This window comes from Campylobacter sp., from assembly GCF_019423325.1.
Taxonomy (GTDB): domain Bacteria; phylum Campylobacterota; class Campylobacteria; order Campylobacterales; family Campylobacteraceae; genus Campylobacter_B.
On the sequence record NZ_JAHZBQ010000001.1, the window covers coordinates 138,136 to 154,185 of the forward strand.

At 48.0% G+C, this 16,050-nt stretch carries 15 protein-coding genes; 5 read left to right on the forward strand and 10 right to left on the reverse strand.

Annotated elements, in window-relative coordinates; genetic code table 11:
* Positions 1 to 99: 99 nt before the first annotated feature.
* From QZ367_RS00690 to QZ367_RS00735, 10 genes are all read right to left on the reverse strand, one after another.
* Positions 100 to 426: a hypothetical protein gene (locus tag QZ367_RS00690; protein ID WP_291935933.1), complete on the reverse strand. Its 327-nt coding sequence runs from the start codon at positions 424 to 426 to the stop codon at positions 100 to 102.
* Positions 423 to 1,142 (reverse strand): hypothetical protein, encoded by a 720-nt coding sequence (locus tag QZ367_RS00695; protein WP_291935935.1) that lies wholly within the window; start codon positions 1,140 to 1,142, stop codon positions 423 to 425. The genes QZ367_RS00690 and QZ367_RS00695 overlap by 4 nt, the downstream gene beginning before the upstream one ends.
* Before the next feature lie 407 nt (positions 1,143 to 1,549).
* Positions 1,550 to 1,804, reverse strand: a complete 255-nt coding sequence (locus tag QZ367_RS00700) for a hypothetical protein (protein ID WP_291935938.1) — start codon at positions 1,802 to 1,804, stop codon at positions 1,550 to 1,552.
* 9 nt (positions 1,805 to 1,813) lie between these two features.
* The gene (locus QZ367_RS00705) at positions 1,814 to 3,613 is read right to left on the reverse strand and encodes an N-acetylmuramoyl-L-alanine amidase (protein ID WP_291935941.1); all 1,800 of its coding nucleotides are present in this window, start codon (positions 3,611 to 3,613) and stop codon (positions 1,814 to 1,816) included.
* Positions 3,597 to 4,685 carry a nitronate monooxygenase gene (locus tag QZ367_RS00710; RefSeq protein WP_291935944.1) on the reverse strand — a complete coding sequence of 363 codons (1,089 nt, stop codon included), beginning with the start codon at positions 4,683 to 4,685 and terminating at the stop codon, positions 3,597 to 3,599. Before QZ367_RS00710 ends, QZ367_RS00705 begins: the two co-directional genes overlap by 17 nt.
* On the reverse strand, positions 4,685 to 5,890 hold the full coding sequence (gene tyrS / locus QZ367_RS00715) for a tyrosine--tRNA ligase (RefSeq protein ID WP_177389336.1): 1,206 nt from the start codon (positions 5,888 to 5,890) through the stop codon (positions 4,685 to 4,687). Before tyrS ends, QZ367_RS00710 begins: the two co-directional genes overlap by 1 nt.
* A 14-nt stretch (positions 5,891 to 5,904) precedes the next feature.
* Complete coding sequence (locus QZ367_RS00720; protein WP_291935952.1) at positions 5,905 to 8,097, reverse strand: RelA/SpoT family protein; 2,193 nt, start codon at positions 8,095 to 8,097, stop codon at positions 5,905 to 5,907.
* Positions 8,075 to 8,293 (reverse strand): DNA-directed RNA polymerase subunit omega, encoded by a 219-nt coding sequence (locus QZ367_RS00725; protein WP_291935955.1) that lies wholly within the window; start codon positions 8,291 to 8,293, stop codon positions 8,075 to 8,077. The genes QZ367_RS00720 and QZ367_RS00725 overlap by 23 nt, the downstream gene beginning before the upstream one ends.
* A 23-nt stretch (positions 8,294 to 8,316) precedes the next feature.
* Positions 8,317 to 9,036, reverse strand: coding sequence for a UMP kinase (pyrH, locus tag QZ367_RS00730; RefSeq protein WP_005872284.1), 720 nt, complete (start codon positions 9,034 to 9,036; stop codon positions 8,317 to 8,319).
* 64 nt (positions 9,037 to 9,100) lie between these two features.
* Positions 9,101 to 10,444 (reverse strand): apolipoprotein N-acyltransferase, encoded by a 1,344-nt coding sequence (locus QZ367_RS00735; protein ID WP_291935963.1) that lies wholly within the window; start codon positions 10,442 to 10,444, stop codon positions 9,101 to 9,103.
* On the opposite strand from QZ367_RS00735, the gene yajC reads away from it, so the two are divergent.
* Genes yajC through leuS form a run of 5 tightly spaced genes read left to right on the forward strand, consistent with a single transcriptional unit; the run spans position 10,420 to position 16,046 of the window.
* A complete protein-coding gene (yajC, locus tag QZ367_RS00740) occupies positions 10,420 to 10,692 on the forward strand; it encodes a preprotein translocase subunit YajC (RefSeq protein WP_005872282.1) in 273 nt (90 codons plus the stop codon). The two genes, QZ367_RS00735 and yajC, sit on opposite strands and share 25 nt — an antisense overlap.
* Complete coding sequence (gene secD / locus QZ367_RS00745; RefSeq protein WP_291935968.1) at positions 10,682 to 12,286, forward strand: protein translocase subunit SecD; 1,605 nt, start codon at positions 10,682 to 10,684, stop codon at positions 12,284 to 12,286. Before yajC ends, secD begins: the two co-directional genes overlap by 11 nt.
* Positions 12,270 to 13,238, forward strand: coding sequence for a protein translocase subunit SecF (gene secF, locus QZ367_RS00750; protein WP_291935970.1), 969 nt, complete (start codon positions 12,270 to 12,272; stop codon positions 13,236 to 13,238). The genes secD and secF overlap by 17 nt, the downstream gene beginning before the upstream one ends.
* A 9-nt stretch (positions 13,239 to 13,247) precedes the next feature.
* A complete protein-coding gene (locus QZ367_RS00755; RefSeq protein WP_005872279.1) occupies positions 13,248 to 13,589 on the forward strand; it encodes a DUF6394 family protein in 342 nt (113 codons plus the stop codon).
* A 9-nt stretch (positions 13,590 to 13,598) separates the two neighbouring features.
* Positions 13,599 to 16,046 (forward strand): leucine--tRNA ligase, encoded by a 2,448-nt coding sequence (leuS, locus tag QZ367_RS00760; protein ID WP_291935977.1) that lies wholly within the window; start codon positions 13,599 to 13,601, stop codon positions 16,044 to 16,046.
* Positions 16,047 to 16,050 lie beyond the last annotated feature (4 nt).

The window sequence follows — 16,050 nt, forward strand, 5'->3', positions numbered from 1 at the left end:
CGCTCGCGCGGATAAATTTTGAAATTCTACAAAATCGCGCGAGTTTATTTTGAGCTTCGGCGGCGAAATTTGAAGCAGCGGGCTAAATTTTAAAGCTCGCTATAAAATCACGCCGATGCCGAGCGTAAAGACCACCGCGAAAAAGGCGTATGTAAAGGCAAATTCCAAAGTTTGCGAATTAAAAAATCCGTAGTACAAAACGCTCGTGAAAAATCCGCCCGCGAAGGCTACGGCAAAGATCCCGATCCGCGCCGCGACTGGCTTTGCGCCGCAAAATTTGTATAGATAAAAGACCCCGCAGAAGCTGATCGCAAACCAGATCATCGCAGGCACCGGCCCGCTTATGCCTACCATGCCGAAAAGATTGGCTAAATTTAAAAGCAACAAAAATATCACCGCAAGCGCGATCAGCGCGGATCTGATCATCTATCGCGCCTTGCGTCGGGCGCGGAATTTTCACCGCCTTGATTGAAATTTTGCGCGGAATTTTTACTCTCGCCGCCTTCGCCCGCCCCGCCGTTTGAAATTTTAAAATTTTCGTCGGAATTTTCATCGGCGCGATGCGTAGAAGTTTCATCGGCGCCGCTCGCGAAATTTTCACCAAGGTCGCCACTAGAGTTTAAAATTTCATCCTTGCTTTGAGAATTTGAAATTTCGCCACCGCTTTTAAAGTTTAAAATTTCATCCGCCGCAGCGTCTTTGCTTTGCGGCTCCCGCGTCTCTTTTACGCCGCCGAAATCCGCGTCTTTTAAATTTGCGCTCTCATCTGAGTTTTTAGAGCCTTCGTCCGCAGAATTTTTATAAGCTTTATTTGAAAATCTTTTGTGCCTGATCTGCAGATAAAAGACGAAGGCGACGAACACCACCGCCGTGATCGCGATGTAGTAGCGGTTTTCGAAGAGCAGCACGCCCTCTACCAGCCCCGAAAACAGCGCCAGTAGCGATGCGGTAAGAAATGGAAAGCGCACTACGTCTTTTTCGCCGATCGCTAAGGCGATGAGCGCGACGCCAAAGATCGTGGCGTTTAGCAGCGCGCCTAGGATTTTGATTTCGGCGAAAAGATTTGGATTGACGCGCGAAGTGACGTAGAGTGTGAGCGCAACGGCTGCGAAAAGCAGGATCAAAAATACGATTTTTTTCATTTCAGACCTTTTAAATTTTATCTTTAAATTTACGATTCAGCCGCACCTTTAATGCACATAGAGCGCAGGCATCGGTGCGTTGCATCTATCGTGTTCGCAGCATTACGCAAATATTGCGCGTCCTGCGGACATAGCGCGAAATTTTAGGGCGCGACCGTGCTGTTTTAAGCGCGACTGGCGCAATATACACGCTCATAACTTAAAGCGCAATCCTAATTGTGCGGACGCGGTTTGAAACACGACTCGCATTAGTGCGACAAAATCGCTATTTTTGCGCGACTTAAATGCGATTCTGTCGGTAAATTTTACCGCCAGCCGCACTCTGCTGAGCAAGTGGAGCCAAGTCCGTGCTTTAAATTTTTACCGCCAGCTGCGCTAAAAATTCCGCGTCTAAGCCGTATATATCCCTAACTCGTGGCGCCGCAAGACCACTCCGCAAAAAATTTACCCGCTCGCAGTAAATATTTGGCACGCGAGCGAATTTTGCATGCAAGCGCCGCACGTTTTGCTTTAAATTTAGCGCGGCGGGCTTTAAATTTTAAATTTACCGCCTTCGCGCTCTGTTTATCCGCAAGATCCATCGTGCCCGCTAAACTATATCTGCGGATCAAATCTCGGCGCCGAAATAAAATTTCATCTCGCTCGCAAAATGCGCAGCGCATAAAATTCCGTCACTTGTTTTTCTGAAAGTACGCGTCCACGCCGTTTGCGATGCCTTGGGCAATGCGATCTTGATAGGCGTTTTTGCCTAAATTTTTACCCTCCTGCGGGTGCGTGATGTAGCCCATCTCCACGAGCACCGCGGGCATCGTAGCGCCCACCAACACCCAAAATGGCGCCTCGCGTACGCCTCCGTCTCTGCTTGAGAAGCTCTTTTTGACCGAGCTTAGCATATAGCTTTGAATATCGATGGCAAGCTTGTTTGAGGATATTATCTTCTCGCGATTTAAGAAATTTAAAAAGGTCTGCTTCGAGAAGGTATTCATATCCTCCAAATCGCCCTTGTTTTCGAGCGCGGCGGCGTTTTTGCTGCGCTCGCTTCTAGCCGGGCTTAAGAAAAAGGTTTCCACGCCGCTCATTTTAAGTGCTGAGCTAGCGTTAGGAGCAGCATTTGCGTGGATCGAGATAAACATATCGGCGTTTTTTTTAGCGGCGAAAGCGGTGCGCGATCGTAGATTTATAAAAACGTCAGTGCTGCGCGTATAAAGCACCTTGTATCCGCGCTTGGTAAGCAGCGCACCGAGCTTTTTGGACGTGGCTAGCACGACATTTTTTTCCTTTTGCCCGTTTCCGACCGCGCCAGAATCGCTGCCGCCGTGACCGGGGTCGATTACGATGAGCTTGCCCTTAGTGGATTTGTAAATTTTACCGGCGGCTACGGACGCGGTTTTGGCACCTTGCGCATCATCTATCGTGCTGATTTGCGGCTCGCTATCTTTCTCTCGTCCGCGCTTGCGCCCTGATTTTTGATCCTTGTTTTTTTCTGCGCGCGCGGATTTTGCAGCTTTTAAGCCTTCAGCCGTACTTAAAATCATCATATTGCCGCTAATTTCAACGTTTGCGTTAAATTCTTTCGGGTCGCTAAGTACGATGCGCACGGTCCTGTCGTTGTATTGCGAGACGCGTACATCGCTAACGAAGCTATTTTTAAGCCGCGTTTTTTGTGACTTTTGCCGCGCGCTAAAATCAATCACGAAGCGAAAATTATCGCTACTTGCGATCGTAAAATCTTTATAATCGCCGCGCTTTAGATCGCGGTTAAACTCAAGCACGATCTCATCCCCATCACCGCGCAGAGAATTTAGCGTAAGCTGGGCGTTTTTGTCCGCTTTTTTGACGCTGCTTTTTCTAAGCTCGTTGCTTTGATCCGTAGCCTCCTCATCATCGTTTTGCGCGATTGCGTCCTCGCTGCTATCGTCCTCTTGTGTGTCTACGACCTCGTCTGCGCCGCGGGGCCTAGTGGAGCGTAAAAACTCCAAATCCTCGCTAGATAGCGAGCTTAGATCGGCTTCTTCTGGCGCGCGCGTCTTTTTGAGATTTTTGGAAGTGAAATTTTTTGAATTCTTAGAATTTTTAGAGGCGGAGGCTTTGGGGCTATGCGCTAAATTTGAAGCGTTTTTATTGTCCGAGCTTTTGGAATTTTTTGCGTTTTCATCTTTGAGTTTTTTAGAATTCGTGCTGCTATCGCTTACTTTGCCTTGTAATTTGGCTAGCGCAGATTCATAAGGCGAGGAGTCAAGCCCTAAATTTTTCGAGCTATAAACTAGCCTCTTTAGCGCTTTGATGCGGACCTCTTTATCGGACGCGTCTTGGTAGAGCGATTTTAGCTCCTTGTGCAGCGAGCGCTTGTAATTCGGCGTCGCTACGATGAAATCCTTATCGAATTTCGCAAAAAACGCCTCGCTGGAAGCTCCAAACGCCAATACGCAGCTAAAAGCCGCGATTAGAAAAATTTTAACTATCTTCGCCATTTACAAGTTTTTCTATCAATTCCTTCACGGATATTATCTCGTTTAATCGCCATCCGTTCGCACCGGTAAAAAACAGACCGCTTTGCGTTTTACCCAGATACGCGTCGCTTAGGCGGTCGGCGATGCAGTATCCTACGGCATTAGCGCCTTTGCCGCGCTCGCATGGGCTTACGCAGTTGCTGATACAGCGGATCTTAGGCGCCGTGCCTGCGGCGATCATATCTTGCAGATTGGTATGAATGCCGCGCGCGGGATAGCCTACGGGCGATTTTAGAAGCCGTATGTCCTCTTTTTTGGCATTAAGAAGTACCTGCTTAAATTCCTCCGCAGCGTCGCATTCAAAGGTGCCGATGAAGCGCGTACCCATCTGCACGCCGTCGGCGCCTAGGGCTTTTACGCGATCGATGTCGGTTTTATCCCAAATTCCGCCTGCGACAAATAGCGGGAAGCTGCCCCATTGCGTAATTTCCGATTTTACTTGCGGGATTAGATTATCCAGCGCAAACGCGGGATCGCCGCACTGCTCGTAGGTAAAGCCCTGATGTCCGCCGCTAAGAGGACCCTCCAGCACTACGGCATCCGGAATGCGGTTATAGCGCTGCTTCCAGCGTTTGGCGATGATCTTAAGAGCCTTGGCGGAGGAGACGATGGGTACGAGCGCGACGTTCGGGAAATCTGCCGTAAATTCCGGCAGATTGGTAGGAAGTCCCGCGCCGCTAATGATGATGTCGATGCCTGCCTCACACGTGTCGCGCACGATGCGTTCGTAGTCGTTCGCCGCGCACATTACGTTCATCCCCAAAGGCGCATTGCCGCAAATTTTACGGGCGTTTTGTACGATGGCAAAAAGCGCCTCTTTGCTATAAAAATTCTCGCTTTGATAGGGTCTGCCCTCGAGCGATTTTTTGGCAAATTTAAGATTTTCGTAGTAGCCTGTGCCGACCGAGCTAATGACGCCTAGACAGCCGTTTAGGCTGACATTGCCGGCTAGCTTGTCCCAGCTGATACCAAGTCCCATGCCGCCTTGAATTATCGGGTGCGCAATCTCGTGTTTGCCTATTTTTATACTCATTAATCCACCTTTAATTTAGCGAATTTTTTCTTCCCTACTTGAAGCGTGTATTCGCCCGAGCTAAGCTGAAGCTGCTCATCTAAAATTTTATTTTGATCGATACTGACGGCGTTTGATTTTATCAGCCTGCGCGCATCCGAGCTAGAGACGGCAAGCTTGCAGCTAATTAGCGCCTTTACGATCCATGCAGGCGAGCTTACGTGGTATTCCTTAATCTCGCTAGGAAGCTCGCCAGCACCGTGGACGCGGTCAAATTCCTGCTTGGCCTCAAAGGCGGTATTTTCGTCATAAAATTGCGTGACGATCTCGGAGGCAAGCTCCTCCTTAACCGCCTTAGGATGGATCGAGCCATCCGCCACGAAGCCTTTTATTAGCTCGATATCTTCGCTGCTCTTTTGGCTTAGCAGATTATACCAATCCCACATTAACGCATCGCTGATACTCATCACCTTGCCGTACATATCATGAGGCGTATCGGTTACGCCGATGTAGTTACCAAGGCTTTTACTCATTTTATTCGTGCCGTCGGTACCTACCAAAAGCGGCATCATCACGACGCTTTGTTCTTTGCCGACATCATAAATTCTTTGCAGCTGGCGACCCATTAAAAGATTAAATTTCTGATCGGTACCGCCAAATTCTATATCGCATTTCATGCAAACGCTGTCGTATCCCTGCAGTAGCGGATACATAAACTCGCTGATGCTGATCGGCTGCTCTGCCTTGTAGCGCTTCTCGAAGTCGTCGCGCTCGAGCATCCTGGCAACATTGAAAGTGCTTGATAGCTCGATCATACCGCTAGCACCCAGGCGGTTGGTCCATTCGGAGTTAAACATCACTTTGGTTTTAGCGGGATTTAAAATTTTAAAGACCTGCTGCTCGTAGGTTTTGGCGTTTTGAAGCACAACTTCGCGCGCTAGTTTTTTGCGAGTCTCGCTCTTGCCCGTAGGATCTCCGATTTGAGCGGTAAAATCACCGATTAGAAATTGCACGATCGCGCCGTGGTTTTGTAAAAATGCAAGCTTATTTAGCACGACGGCGTGTCCTAGGTGCAGATCCGCAGCAGTGGGATCCATGCCGATTTTGACATAAAAGACCTCGCCGCTGTCGTAATAGCGCCTAATCAGTGCTTCAATCTGCTCTTCGCCGATGATCTCCGCGACACCGCGCTTAAAATTTTCCATAATGCCTTGAATGTCAGCCATTTGCTCTCCCTTATTTAGTTTTTATATACGTCCGTAAGCGATACGAAATCCACGATTTTAAAGCGGTTTTTGAGTTTATCTTTAATCTCCGTGGAGTCTAAATTTTCGTTCAGCTCGATGATGATCTCAAAATAATCCGATGTCGTTTCGCTATTTTCGTTGAGGCTTATCGACACCAGATCGACCTCAAGCTTGACTAAATAGTTCAAAAACGTCGCTAGCGAGCCGCGCTTGTTTTCTAAATTTAATATGATCTTGTAGCGGTGCGGCGCATTACGCGTCCATTTTACGAAGATCATCTCATCGGTTTTGATTAGCTCGCTTGCACGTTCGCACAGCTTGTGATGCACCGTTACGCCATGTCCGTTGCGAAAGCCGATGATGTCGTCGCCACGCTTTGGGTTGCAGCAGTAATCAAACTCAACCTCGTCGATTTTAAAATTTGAATACACCACGATGTTGTCAAATTTTTGCTTCTCGATCTCATACTTGCTGCGAAATTTCATATTGAAAAATTTCTCTTTGAGCGGGTATTTTTTCAGCGCGTTTACGACGTCTTTTAAAAATACCGAGTCATAGGCTGCTTTGCCGATCTTTTTGCTTAAATTTTCTTTTTCAAGCCAGCTTAGAATGCTCTCCTTACTCGTCGTAAAGATCGCGCATAAAATTTTAATCGCTACTTCAAAATTTATATCTCTGATCTTTTGCTTGCAAAATGCCTTTATCGTTGCGCGCGCCTTGCCCGTTTTTACAGAGCTTAACCAGCTGCAGCGGTAGTGTGGCTCGCTTCCGGTGATGATATGAACGATATCTCCGTTTTTAAGCTCCGTTAGCAGTGGCACCTTAACGCGGTTGATAAAGGCCTCGGTTGCTTTTAAACCCACTTGAGAGTGTATCTCGTAGGCGTAATCAAGCGCCGTAGCGCCGCGCGGCAATGTAAAAATTCCGCCCTTTGGCGAATACACGGCGATATCTTCGACGTAGAGGCTGTCTTTGGCGTATTCGTAAAGATCCTCGGCGTTGGCGTCGTCCTCTTCCTGCATGCCGATGTCGTTTAGCCAATCAAGCTTCGGATTGATCGAGCCACTATATTTATACTTCCAGTGCGCTGCGACGCCGAATTCTGCGGTGTTGTGCATATCGAAGGTGCGGATCTGCACCTCTACGATCATGCTTTCGTTAAAGACGGTCGTGTGGATCGTCTGATATCCGTTTTGCTTCGGAAGCGCGATATAATCCTTAAAGCGCGATATGAGCGGATTAAATTTAGTATGGATGATGCCAAGAGCCAAATAGCAATCCATCGGCTTTTGCACGATGATGCGGATAGCCAAAAGATCAAGCACCTCCTCGATCGAAATTCCTTTGCGCTGCATCTTTAAAAAGATCGAGTAGTAGTGTTTCATTCGCTTTTGGATCTCAAAGCCACCTTCACTAAAGCCGTTTGAGAGCATATACTCCTTGATCTTTTCGCTAAATTTACTAAGGTTCATCTGAAGCTGCTGCTTATGCTCCTCGACGTAATCGGCGATCGCCGAATACTCTTTAGGCATAACGTATTTGAAGCTAAGATCTTCAAGCACGTTTTTGATCGATGAAATTCCAAGCCTGTGCGCAATCGGCGCGTAAACCAAAAGCGTCTCCTCGCCGATACGTTTTTGTTTATCGGGGCGAAGCGCGTCTAGGGTTAGCATATTGTGTAGCCTGTCGCAGAGCTTGACTACCAAAACGCGCTGATCGTTAATGGAGATCATCAGCATCCTGCGGAAGGTAAGCGCGGTAGTGCGTAGCTTGGCGTTGCTATCGCCGGATGGAGCCAGCTTATCCTCTCTGATGTTTACGATTTTAGTAAGCCCTTCTACGATTTTGGCTACTTCGTCACCGAATCTTTGTCTAACCTGCTCGATGCTGTAATCTGTATCCTCTACTACGTCGTGTAGTAGCGCAGATATTACCATCGCGTCGTCTCCGCCCATAAAAGATACGAAGCAAGCTACCAAAATCGGATGGATCGCATACGGCTCGCCACTTTTGCGAAACTGCCCGTCATGCTGCGCGATGCATAAATTTATAGCATCCACTAGCAGCGGAGTGGGCTCTTTTAGATTATAAAGCAGCTGCTTGGCGCTTTGAATGTCTTTGGTATCGACGACATCGTCGATGAGACTTTCTAAGAAGTTATCATTAATCCTTGTCAACGATTCCATCTAATGCGATCTTACCTTCGGCTAGTTCCAAGATTGCTATATCAGCAAATTTCATCCTGCGAGTATCTACGTTCTCTATGAGCGGCGGTTCGCCAGCAGCTAGCTGCTCGGCGCGTTTGCTTATCATCAAAGATAGCTTATATCGGTCTCCGCCGGTTACTTTTAACGCTTTGGCTACAATTTGTTCGGTTCTCATCAATTCTCCTTAAATTTAAAATTTCAGTTTTTTACGATCGAGCAGGAGCTTAGATCTCCGCCATCGACGATTTTGTATAAATTTCCGCTCTTAAACATATTGCACACGATGATCGGAAGTGCATTGTCCTTAGCAAGCGCGATAGCCGTATCGTCCATCACCCTGATGTTGTCGTGCAGGGCTTGGTCGTAAGTGACTTTGGAAAGCAATTTGGCGTCTTTAAATTTTTGCGGATCTTTGTCGTAGATCCCCATTACCTTGGTGGCTTTTATGATGGCGTCGGCTCCAATCTCGATCGCGCGGAGAGTGCCCGCGGTATCGGTCGTAAAGAAAGGATTTCCGGTGCCTGCGGCAAAGATCACGACGCGACCTTTTTCGAGGTGCCTTTTGGCGCGGCCGATGATGAAGGTCTCACAGATCGCTTCCATCTTTATCGCGCTTTGCACGCGTACGTCCATACCTGCGTATTCTAGCGCCTCTCTCATAGCGATTGCGTTGATGACGGTGGCTAGCATGCCCATATGATCGCCGCTGGTGCGTTTGATGATACCGCTAGCTGCGGCGCTTACGCCTCTGATGATGTTGCCGCCGCCGATTACGATGCCTACTTCGATGCCGCCCTCTACGAGCTGCTTGATCTCTTTAGCGATAAATTTTAAAATTTCGCTGTCGATCCCAAAGCCGTTCTCTCCCGCTAGCGCTTCACCCGAAAATTTTACGAGTATGCGATTGTATTTAGCCATAAATTTAGCTCCTAATAAAATTTTAAAATATTATCCAAAAGTCGTTTAAAAATAACTTTTTAGGCTATTTTAGATGATCTTTAAGGCGGTTTATCCAGATCTTTTTCGGAGCGATTATCTCGCTAGCGCTGCCGTTTACGGCGTGATAGATCAGCGTGCCGTGCAAGCTCGCGTAGTAGCGGATTATGAGGCGCTGCAAATAGGGCTCGTAGCTCGGCACGAACCAGCCGTTATTGCTGATCGCTACGACATATTTGGGCGAGCCCTCGTAAAGCTCCGCGCGCGTAGCCTCGTAGCAAACGGCGCTTCTTACGCTTCGCCCGCCAAGCTCGTAGTCGCTAAAGCCGCTAGCTGTGGAAAAATCGGTCGCGCCGCCTAACAGCACGCGGTTGATGAAATTTCGCGCGAATTCAGGCAGCGGTACCATTTCGCCAAACGGCACCAAAATATGCTTATCGAAGCGGCTCATTTCCCCGCCTGCAAAAAGATAGGCGCTGTTGTAAAATTTCCCGTTCTCATACGCTTCCGCACCCGCTACGATAGTAATTGCGCGCGATTTTTCCTTTAGAGCTCCAACTAGTACGTTTTCTAAATTTAGAGGCATCGCAAAGGCGCTCTCGGGCAAGATTATCGCGTCCTGTCCCTCTGCAATCGCATCATCAATCCGAGCCAAATTTGCCAACGCGGCGGATAAAATTTTATCCTTCGCCCAGATGTCATGCTGCGAAATGTCGGTGTTTGCGAGTGAAATTTTAATCGGTAGCGGCTCGGGCTCTTTTTGGCTGAATTGCAGCGCGCAGATCAAAAATACCGCGAAAATTAGGGCGTTAAGTTTAGCCCGGGCGCCGCGCCCCCGTAGATACAAAACCGTGCAAAGCCCCGCTAAAATCAGAGCTAGCGCGCTAAGATCGGCTCTGAAAATTCCATGGCTTAGCAGCAGTTCAAAATTTAGCCAATCAAAGCCGAAAGGATGGATAAATTTCAGCGCTAAAAGGCATGCAGCGCGCAAAACCGGCGCGTCAAAGATCGCAAAGATGCGGAAAATAAAGGCGTAAACGAGACAAATTCCAAGAATTTCAAGCGGGATCAAAAACGCAAGATCGAAATAGATCAGGCTGAAACTGATCCAGTGCATCCACAGCGCGCCGATAAAAAATCCGCACCAAAACCACTCCGCCTTGCTTGCTTTTAGCAGATAAAAAAGTGCCGCTATCGCAATTAAAGGCGAGAAAAATTCCGCCGCTAGAGCAATTAAACCGTCAAATTTAGAGCTTAAAATTTCTACAAAAATAAAATTTGAAAGCGCAAGGGCAAGAACAAAGCCTTTATTTATGTAACTTAATGTAAAATAGCTACTTTTTAAATTTCTAATGAAGGAAACACATGGAACAAGGAAACTTCTTTGCATCAATCCTGCCTATCGTCGTAATCTTTGCGATTATGTATTTTTTGATTATCAGACCGCAGCAAAAGCAGGCCAAGGATCATAAAGCGATGGTCGATGCGCTCGGCAAAGGTGATAAGATCATAACTAGCGGTGGCATAAAATGCACGGTCGTGAAAACAAACAATGATTTTATCACAGTTAAGCTTAACGATGAGGTCATGGTTGAGCTGGATAAACAATTTGTGGCAAGAAAATTAGATGAGCAGTAAAATTTCATACCGCCTGCTGATCTTTTTGGCTGCGGTTATTTTTTCGGCGATTTTTGCCGCGCCTTCGATCTTTCAGACCGAAAAGGGAAGCAAGATAAACTTGGGTCTGGATCTGCAAGGCGGGCTTCACATGCTGCTTGAGGTTCAAAGCGACGAGGCGGTCGTTTCAAAGATCAAATCGATCGCCGCTAGCGTCAATTATGCCGCTAAGCGCGATGATCTACTGATGGACGGGCTAAAATTGGAAGGCGATTCGTTTGAGTTTGAAATTTTAGACGCGGACGAGGCTTCTAAATTTGATGCGATTTTGCATAGCGCTGCAAGCGGATTAGACATTCAAAAATCTGGCGAAAAATACCGCGTCACGCTAACGCCTGAGGAGGTCGAAGCGACTAAAAAATACGCGATCGAACAGGCCGTAGAAACTATCCGCAACCGCTTGGATCAATTCGGACTTGCGGAGCCGACGGTAGCAAAGCAGGGCGAGAGTTATATTTTGGTTGAGCTTCCGGGCGTCAAAAGTGCAGCGGATGAGCAACGCGCCAAAGATCTGATCGCCAAAGCAGCTCACTTGCAGCTTATGGCGGTGGACGACGTGCGCCAAGACCGCGCGCAGACTATCAGCGCGGCGGATGCCAGAGCTTACGGAGACGTGATCTATCCTGACGTTAAAAATCCGAATTACAAGTATCTCATAAACGAAATTCCGGTGCTAGATGGCGCGATGCTAGTCGATGCGAAGGTTGCTTTCGATCAGCACACCAACCAGCCGATTATAAATTTTACGCTGAATTCTCAAGGCGCTCAAATTTTCGGCGATTTTACCGGCAAAAACGTCGGTAAGCGCCTAGCTATCGTACTTGACGGTAAGGTTTACTCCGCGCCGCGCATAAACGAGCGTATCGGCGGCGGCAGCGGTCAGATCAGCGGCGGATTCAGCGTCGAGGAGGCGCACGACGTAGCGATCGCGCTTAGAAGCGGCGCGCTTTTGGCTCCGGTTAAAGTATCCGAAACGCGCAGCATCGGCCCTAGCCTCGGACAAGATAGCATCGATAAAAGTATGGCAGCGCTAAGCCTTGCAGCGGTTGCGATTTTGATCTTTATGATTTTATACTACGGCGTGGCGGGGCTTTTTGCCGACATCGCGCTTGTAGTAAATATTTTATTTTTGATCGCTTGTATGGCGCTTTTTGGTGCAACATTAACTCTTCCTGGAATGGCGGGAATTGTACTAACTATCGGAATGGCGGTAGATGCGAACGTCATCATTAACGAGCGCGTTAGAGAGGTACTAAGGACGGGAGTTTCAATCCGCCAAAGTATAAATAAAGGCTATGAAAATGCGATGAGCGCGATCGTGGATTCAAATATCACTACGCTAATTACTTCTGCTGCGCTTTATGCTTACGGCACCGGCCCGGTAAAGGGCTTTGCCGTCACGATGAGCATCGGTATCGTAGCGTCGATGATAACAGCGATTTTGGGCACGCACGGAATGTTTGAGTTAGTAATGGATAAGATGGAAAAGAGCAAAAATACCGCGCTTTGGCTCGGTTATAAAGTAAGAGGAGGCGCAAATGCAAGTGTTCGATAAGGGCAAAATTTATGATTTTATGAAATTTAGATATTTTACCTTTGCGCTTTCTGCTGTTTTGATAATAGGCTCTATTGCGCTGTTTTTCATTAAGGGCATTAATTACGGCATCGATTTTAGCGGCGGTACGCTCATTCAGGTTAAATACGACGCTAAAGCGCCACTTGATGAGATCAGAAAGCGCTTCGAAGCGGCAAATTTAGGTAATATCAACGTGACGGAATTCGGCAGCGATCAAGAAGTTACGATTAGATATTCAGGCGCTGCGAGCGAACTGGGCGATAATCCCGCTTTAGCGGCGCAAAAAATTTTGCAAGGCAGTGGAAACTTCGACATTCGCAAGGTCGATATCGTAGGTCCTAAAGTCGGCGAGGAGCTTCGCACAAACGGAATTTTAGCGGTATGCGTGTCGTTTGCGCTCATTTTGGTTTATATCACCCTGCGGTTTGAATGGAGATTTGCGATTGCAGCCGTACTATCGGATCTGCACGACGTCGTAGTTGCCGTAGGTGCGATGATTTTAGCCGGCGTGGATTTCAACCTTGAAATTTTAGCTGCACTACTAACCATAATGGGCTACTCGCTAAACGATACCATCGTTGTTTTCGATAGAATTCGAGAGGGTGTAAAAGATAGTAAATCGATTAAGCTTGACGAGGTTATAAACGAATCAATCTCTCACACGCTATCGCGCACGCTGCTTACTTCGCTTACGACTCTCATCGTCATCGTGATTTTATTCGTTTGGGGCGGCGAGATGATCCACGGCTTTAGCTTCGTGATGCTAATAGGCGTCATAGCAGGAACTTTCAGCTCCGTATTCGTAGCTGCTCCGATGCTGATTTTGTTTAAATTTAACGTTGAAAAGTACCGCGCGTTTTTAGCTGAAAAACAGCGCCGTATCAAAGAGAAAGAAAAGAATCGCGCCATGTATGAAAAAGGCACGGTGTAAGGATAAAAGATGAACTGGGGAAGGGTAATTTACATATTTTTTGCGCTGATGAGTATGACTACGATAGGCGGGTTTTTGTATGAGAAGAATGAAATTTTACTTTTCATAGCAACCAGCGTGAATGCAGTCTCGACGCTTTTGAAGGTAGGCGTGCGAAATATGCTAGCAGCCGAGCTTTTTGCAAGTTCGCTAGTCGCGGATCTGCATCTCATACCGGCGTTCGTTTTGATTGTAGTAGCGCCGGGAGATCTGTCGATCGTGACCTCGCTTGCGATCGGCGCGCTACTTGCAAACTTTTTCTCGCTAATTTTAATAGCGATTGAGTCGGCAAAAACTAAAGACGAATTCTAGGAGCGCAAAATGCCTTACGATAGTAAAAGTATTGAGCTTAAATGGCAGAAAATTTGGGATGAAGAGGGAGTTTTCGAGCCTAAGGACGATTACAGCCTGCCTAAAAAATATATCCTTTCGATGTTTCCCTACCCAAGCGGCCGCATCCACATGGGGCACGTGCGAAACTACAGCATCGGCGACGCGCTGAGTCGCTATTATAGGCTGCGCGGATACAACGTGCTTCAGCCGATCGGCTTTGACAGCTTCGGTATGCCTGCGGAAAATGCGGCGATCAAACACGGCATTCACCCTAAAACTTGGACTTACGAAAATATTGATTATATGAAAAATGAGCTGCACCGCCTTGGCTTTAGCTTTTCGGCTCGTCGCATGCTCGCTACCTCCGATCCGCTTTATACGCGCTGGGAGCAGGAATTTTTCATCAAACTTTTTGAAAAAGGGCTTATCTATAGAAAAAGCGCCGTGGTAAATTGGTGCGAGCACGATCAGACGGTGCTTGCCAACGAGCAGGTCGAGGAGGGCAGGTGTTGGCGCTGCGGCAACGAGGTCGTGCAAAAGCAGATGCCGGGATATTATCTAAAAATCACCGCCTACGCGCAGGAGCTCTTGGATTGCTTAAAGGAGCTTGAGGGCAAGTGGCCCGCTCAGGTACTTACGATGCAGGAAAACTGGATCGGACGCAGCGAGGGTTTGGAATTTAACTTTAAATTTGACGAGCAAAGCAGCGCCAAACTTGGCGGAATCGAGGGCTTTAAGGTCTTTACGACGCGCCCCGATACGATCTACGGCATGAGCTACGCCGCGCTTGCGCCGGAGCATGAGGTCGTAAAGAGGCTTTTGGATGAAGGCTTACTCGGCGCGGAAGCTGCAGCGAAGGTGAGAGAAATTTTAAATCAAAGCCCGCGCGAACGCCAAGCAAGCGATAAAGACGGTGTGAGCCTCGGGATCAGCGTGCTTCATCCGCTAAGCGGCAAAAAAATTCCCGTTTGGACTGCGAATTTCGTCCTAGCAGAATACGGCGGCGGCGCGGTTATGGCGGTGCCTGCGCACGATGAGAGAGACTTCGAGTTTGCGAAGAAATTTAACCTGCCGATCGTTCAAAGCATCGCTCCAAAAAGCGGTGATTACGACGCTAGCAAAGCCTACGTAGAGAGCGGAGTTTTGGTAAATTCCGAAGAGTTTAGCGGCATGGATAGCGAGAGGGCAAAAAGTGCCGTTATCTCAAAATTCGAAGAGTTAAAGCTCGGACGTCGCGTGGTAAATTTTAAACTGCGCGATTGGGGAGTGAGCCGCCAGCGCTACTGGGGCGCGCCAATACCTATGATCCACTGCCCAAAATGCGGGCTGGTAAGCGAGGAAATTTCAAATCTGCCCGTGGAGCTTCCGCAGGATATTAAGATTACTGGCAAGGGTAATCCGCTGGATACGCATCCTAGCTGGAAGTTTTGCAAATGCCCTAAATGCGGCGGCGACGGGGTGCGCGAGACCGATACGCTCGATACATTTTTTGAAAGCTCGTGGTACTTCGCGCGCTACGCAAGCGACGAGCGGACGTGGCGGCAGCGAGCGTTTGACGAGCAAAGCGTGAATTACTGGATGAATGTCGATCAATATATCGGCGGCATTGAGCACGCGATTTTGCACCTTTTATACGCAAGATTTTTCCAAAAGGCTCTTCGCGACATAGGCTATCTGCGCGATAGCGAGCCGTTTGAGCGGCTGCTAACTCAGGGCATGGTGCTAAAAGATGGCGCAAAGATGAGTAAAAGCAAGGGAAATACCGTCGATCCCGACGACATCATCGAGACCTACGGCGCTGATACAGCGAGGCTTTTTATACTTTTTGCCGCGCCGCCGCAAAAGGAGCTTGAGTGGAACGACAGCGCGGTAGAGGGCGCGTATAAATTTTTAAATCGCCTATACGATCGTGCTGAAAACGCCTACGCTACGGATAAAATTCCGCAGATCGACCACGCCGCTTTAAACAAAGAGGAAAAATACGCCCGCCTCAAAGTTTACGAGGCGCTTAAGAAATCACAGCAGGTTTATGAGAGCAGTTTTGCTTTCAATACCCTAATAGCCGCGTGTATGGAGGCGCTAAATGCGCTAAACGCGCAGAGCGACAAAGACGTATTTACCGAGGGCTATTTCGTGATCTTAAACCTGCTCGAGCCTATAGTGCCACACATCTGCGCCGAGCTTAGCGAGAAGCTGTTTAAGAGGCGGAATTTCGGCGAGCTGCGAGTTTGCGAAGAGGTCTTTGAGAGCGATACGATCAAGCTTGCCGTCACGATTAACGGAAAAAAGCGTGCCGAGTTTGAAGCGGGTGCGAACCTAAGCGAGGGCGAAATTTTAAGCCTTGCAAAGCAAAACTGCGCCAAATGGCTAGAGGGCAAGAGCATTATAAAAGAAATTTATGTCAAAAACAAGCTCGTAAATTTGGTGATAAAGTAGGCGA

What these genes read in the sequence shown, in the direction of transcription:
- QZ367_RS00705 (WP_291935941.1), bottom strand. Translation starts at nt 3,613, where the DNA reads ATGGCGAAGATAGTTAAAATTTTTCTAATCGCGGCTTTTAGCTGCGTA.
- QZ367_RS00755 (WP_005872279.1), top strand. Translation starts at nt 13,248, where the DNA reads ATGAACTGGGGAAGGGTAATTTACATATTTTTTGCGCTGATGAGTATG.
- QZ367_RS00700 (WP_291935938.1), bottom strand. Translation starts at nt 1,804, where the DNA reads ATGCGCTGCGCATTTTGCGAGCGAGATGAAATTTTATTTCGGCGCCGA.
- QZ367_RS00720 (WP_291935952.1), bottom strand. Translation starts at nt 8,097, where the DNA reads ATGGAATCGTTGACAAGGATTAATGATAACTTCTTAGAAAGTCTCATC.
- QZ367_RS00725 (WP_291935955.1), bottom strand. Translation starts at nt 8,293, where the DNA reads ATGAGAACCGAACAAATTGTAGCCAAAGCGTTAAAAGTAACCGGCGGA.
- QZ367_RS00690 (WP_291935933.1), bottom strand. Translation starts at nt 426, where the DNA reads ATGATCAGATCCGCGCTGATCGCGCTTGCGGTGATATTTTTGTTGCTT.
- QZ367_RS00695 (WP_291935935.1), bottom strand. Translation starts at nt 1,142, where the DNA reads ATGAAAAAAATCGTATTTTTGATCCTGCTTTTCGCAGCCGTTGCGCTC.
- QZ367_RS00735 (WP_291935963.1), bottom strand. Translation starts at nt 10,444, where the DNA reads ATGCAAAGAAGTTTCCTTGTTCCATGTGTTTCCTTCATTAGAAATTTA.
- QZ367_RS00710 (WP_291935944.1), bottom strand. Translation starts at nt 4,685, where the DNA reads ATGAGTATAAAAATAGGCAAACACGAGATTGCGCACCCGATAATTCAA.
- tyrS (WP_177389336.1), bottom strand. Translation starts at nt 5,890, where the DNA reads ATGGCTGACATTCAAGGCATTATGGAAAATTTTAAGCGCGGTGTCGCG.
- secD (WP_291935968.1), top strand. Translation starts at nt 10,682, where the DNA reads ATGAGCAGTAAAATTTCATACCGCCTGCTGATCTTTTTGGCTGCGGTT.
- pyrH (WP_005872284.1), bottom strand. Translation starts at nt 9,036, where the DNA reads ATGGCTAAATACAATCGCATACTCGTAAAATTTTCGGGTGAAGCGCTA.
- leuS (WP_291935977.1), top strand. Translation starts at nt 13,599, where the DNA reads ATGCCTTACGATAGTAAAAGTATTGAGCTTAAATGGCAGAAAATTTGG.
- yajC (WP_005872282.1), top strand. Translation starts at nt 10,420, where the DNA reads ATGGAACAAGGAAACTTCTTTGCATCAATCCTGCCTATCGTCGTAATC.
- secF (WP_291935970.1), top strand. Translation starts at nt 12,270, where the DNA reads ATGCAAGTGTTCGATAAGGGCAAAATTTATGATTTTATGAAATTTAGA.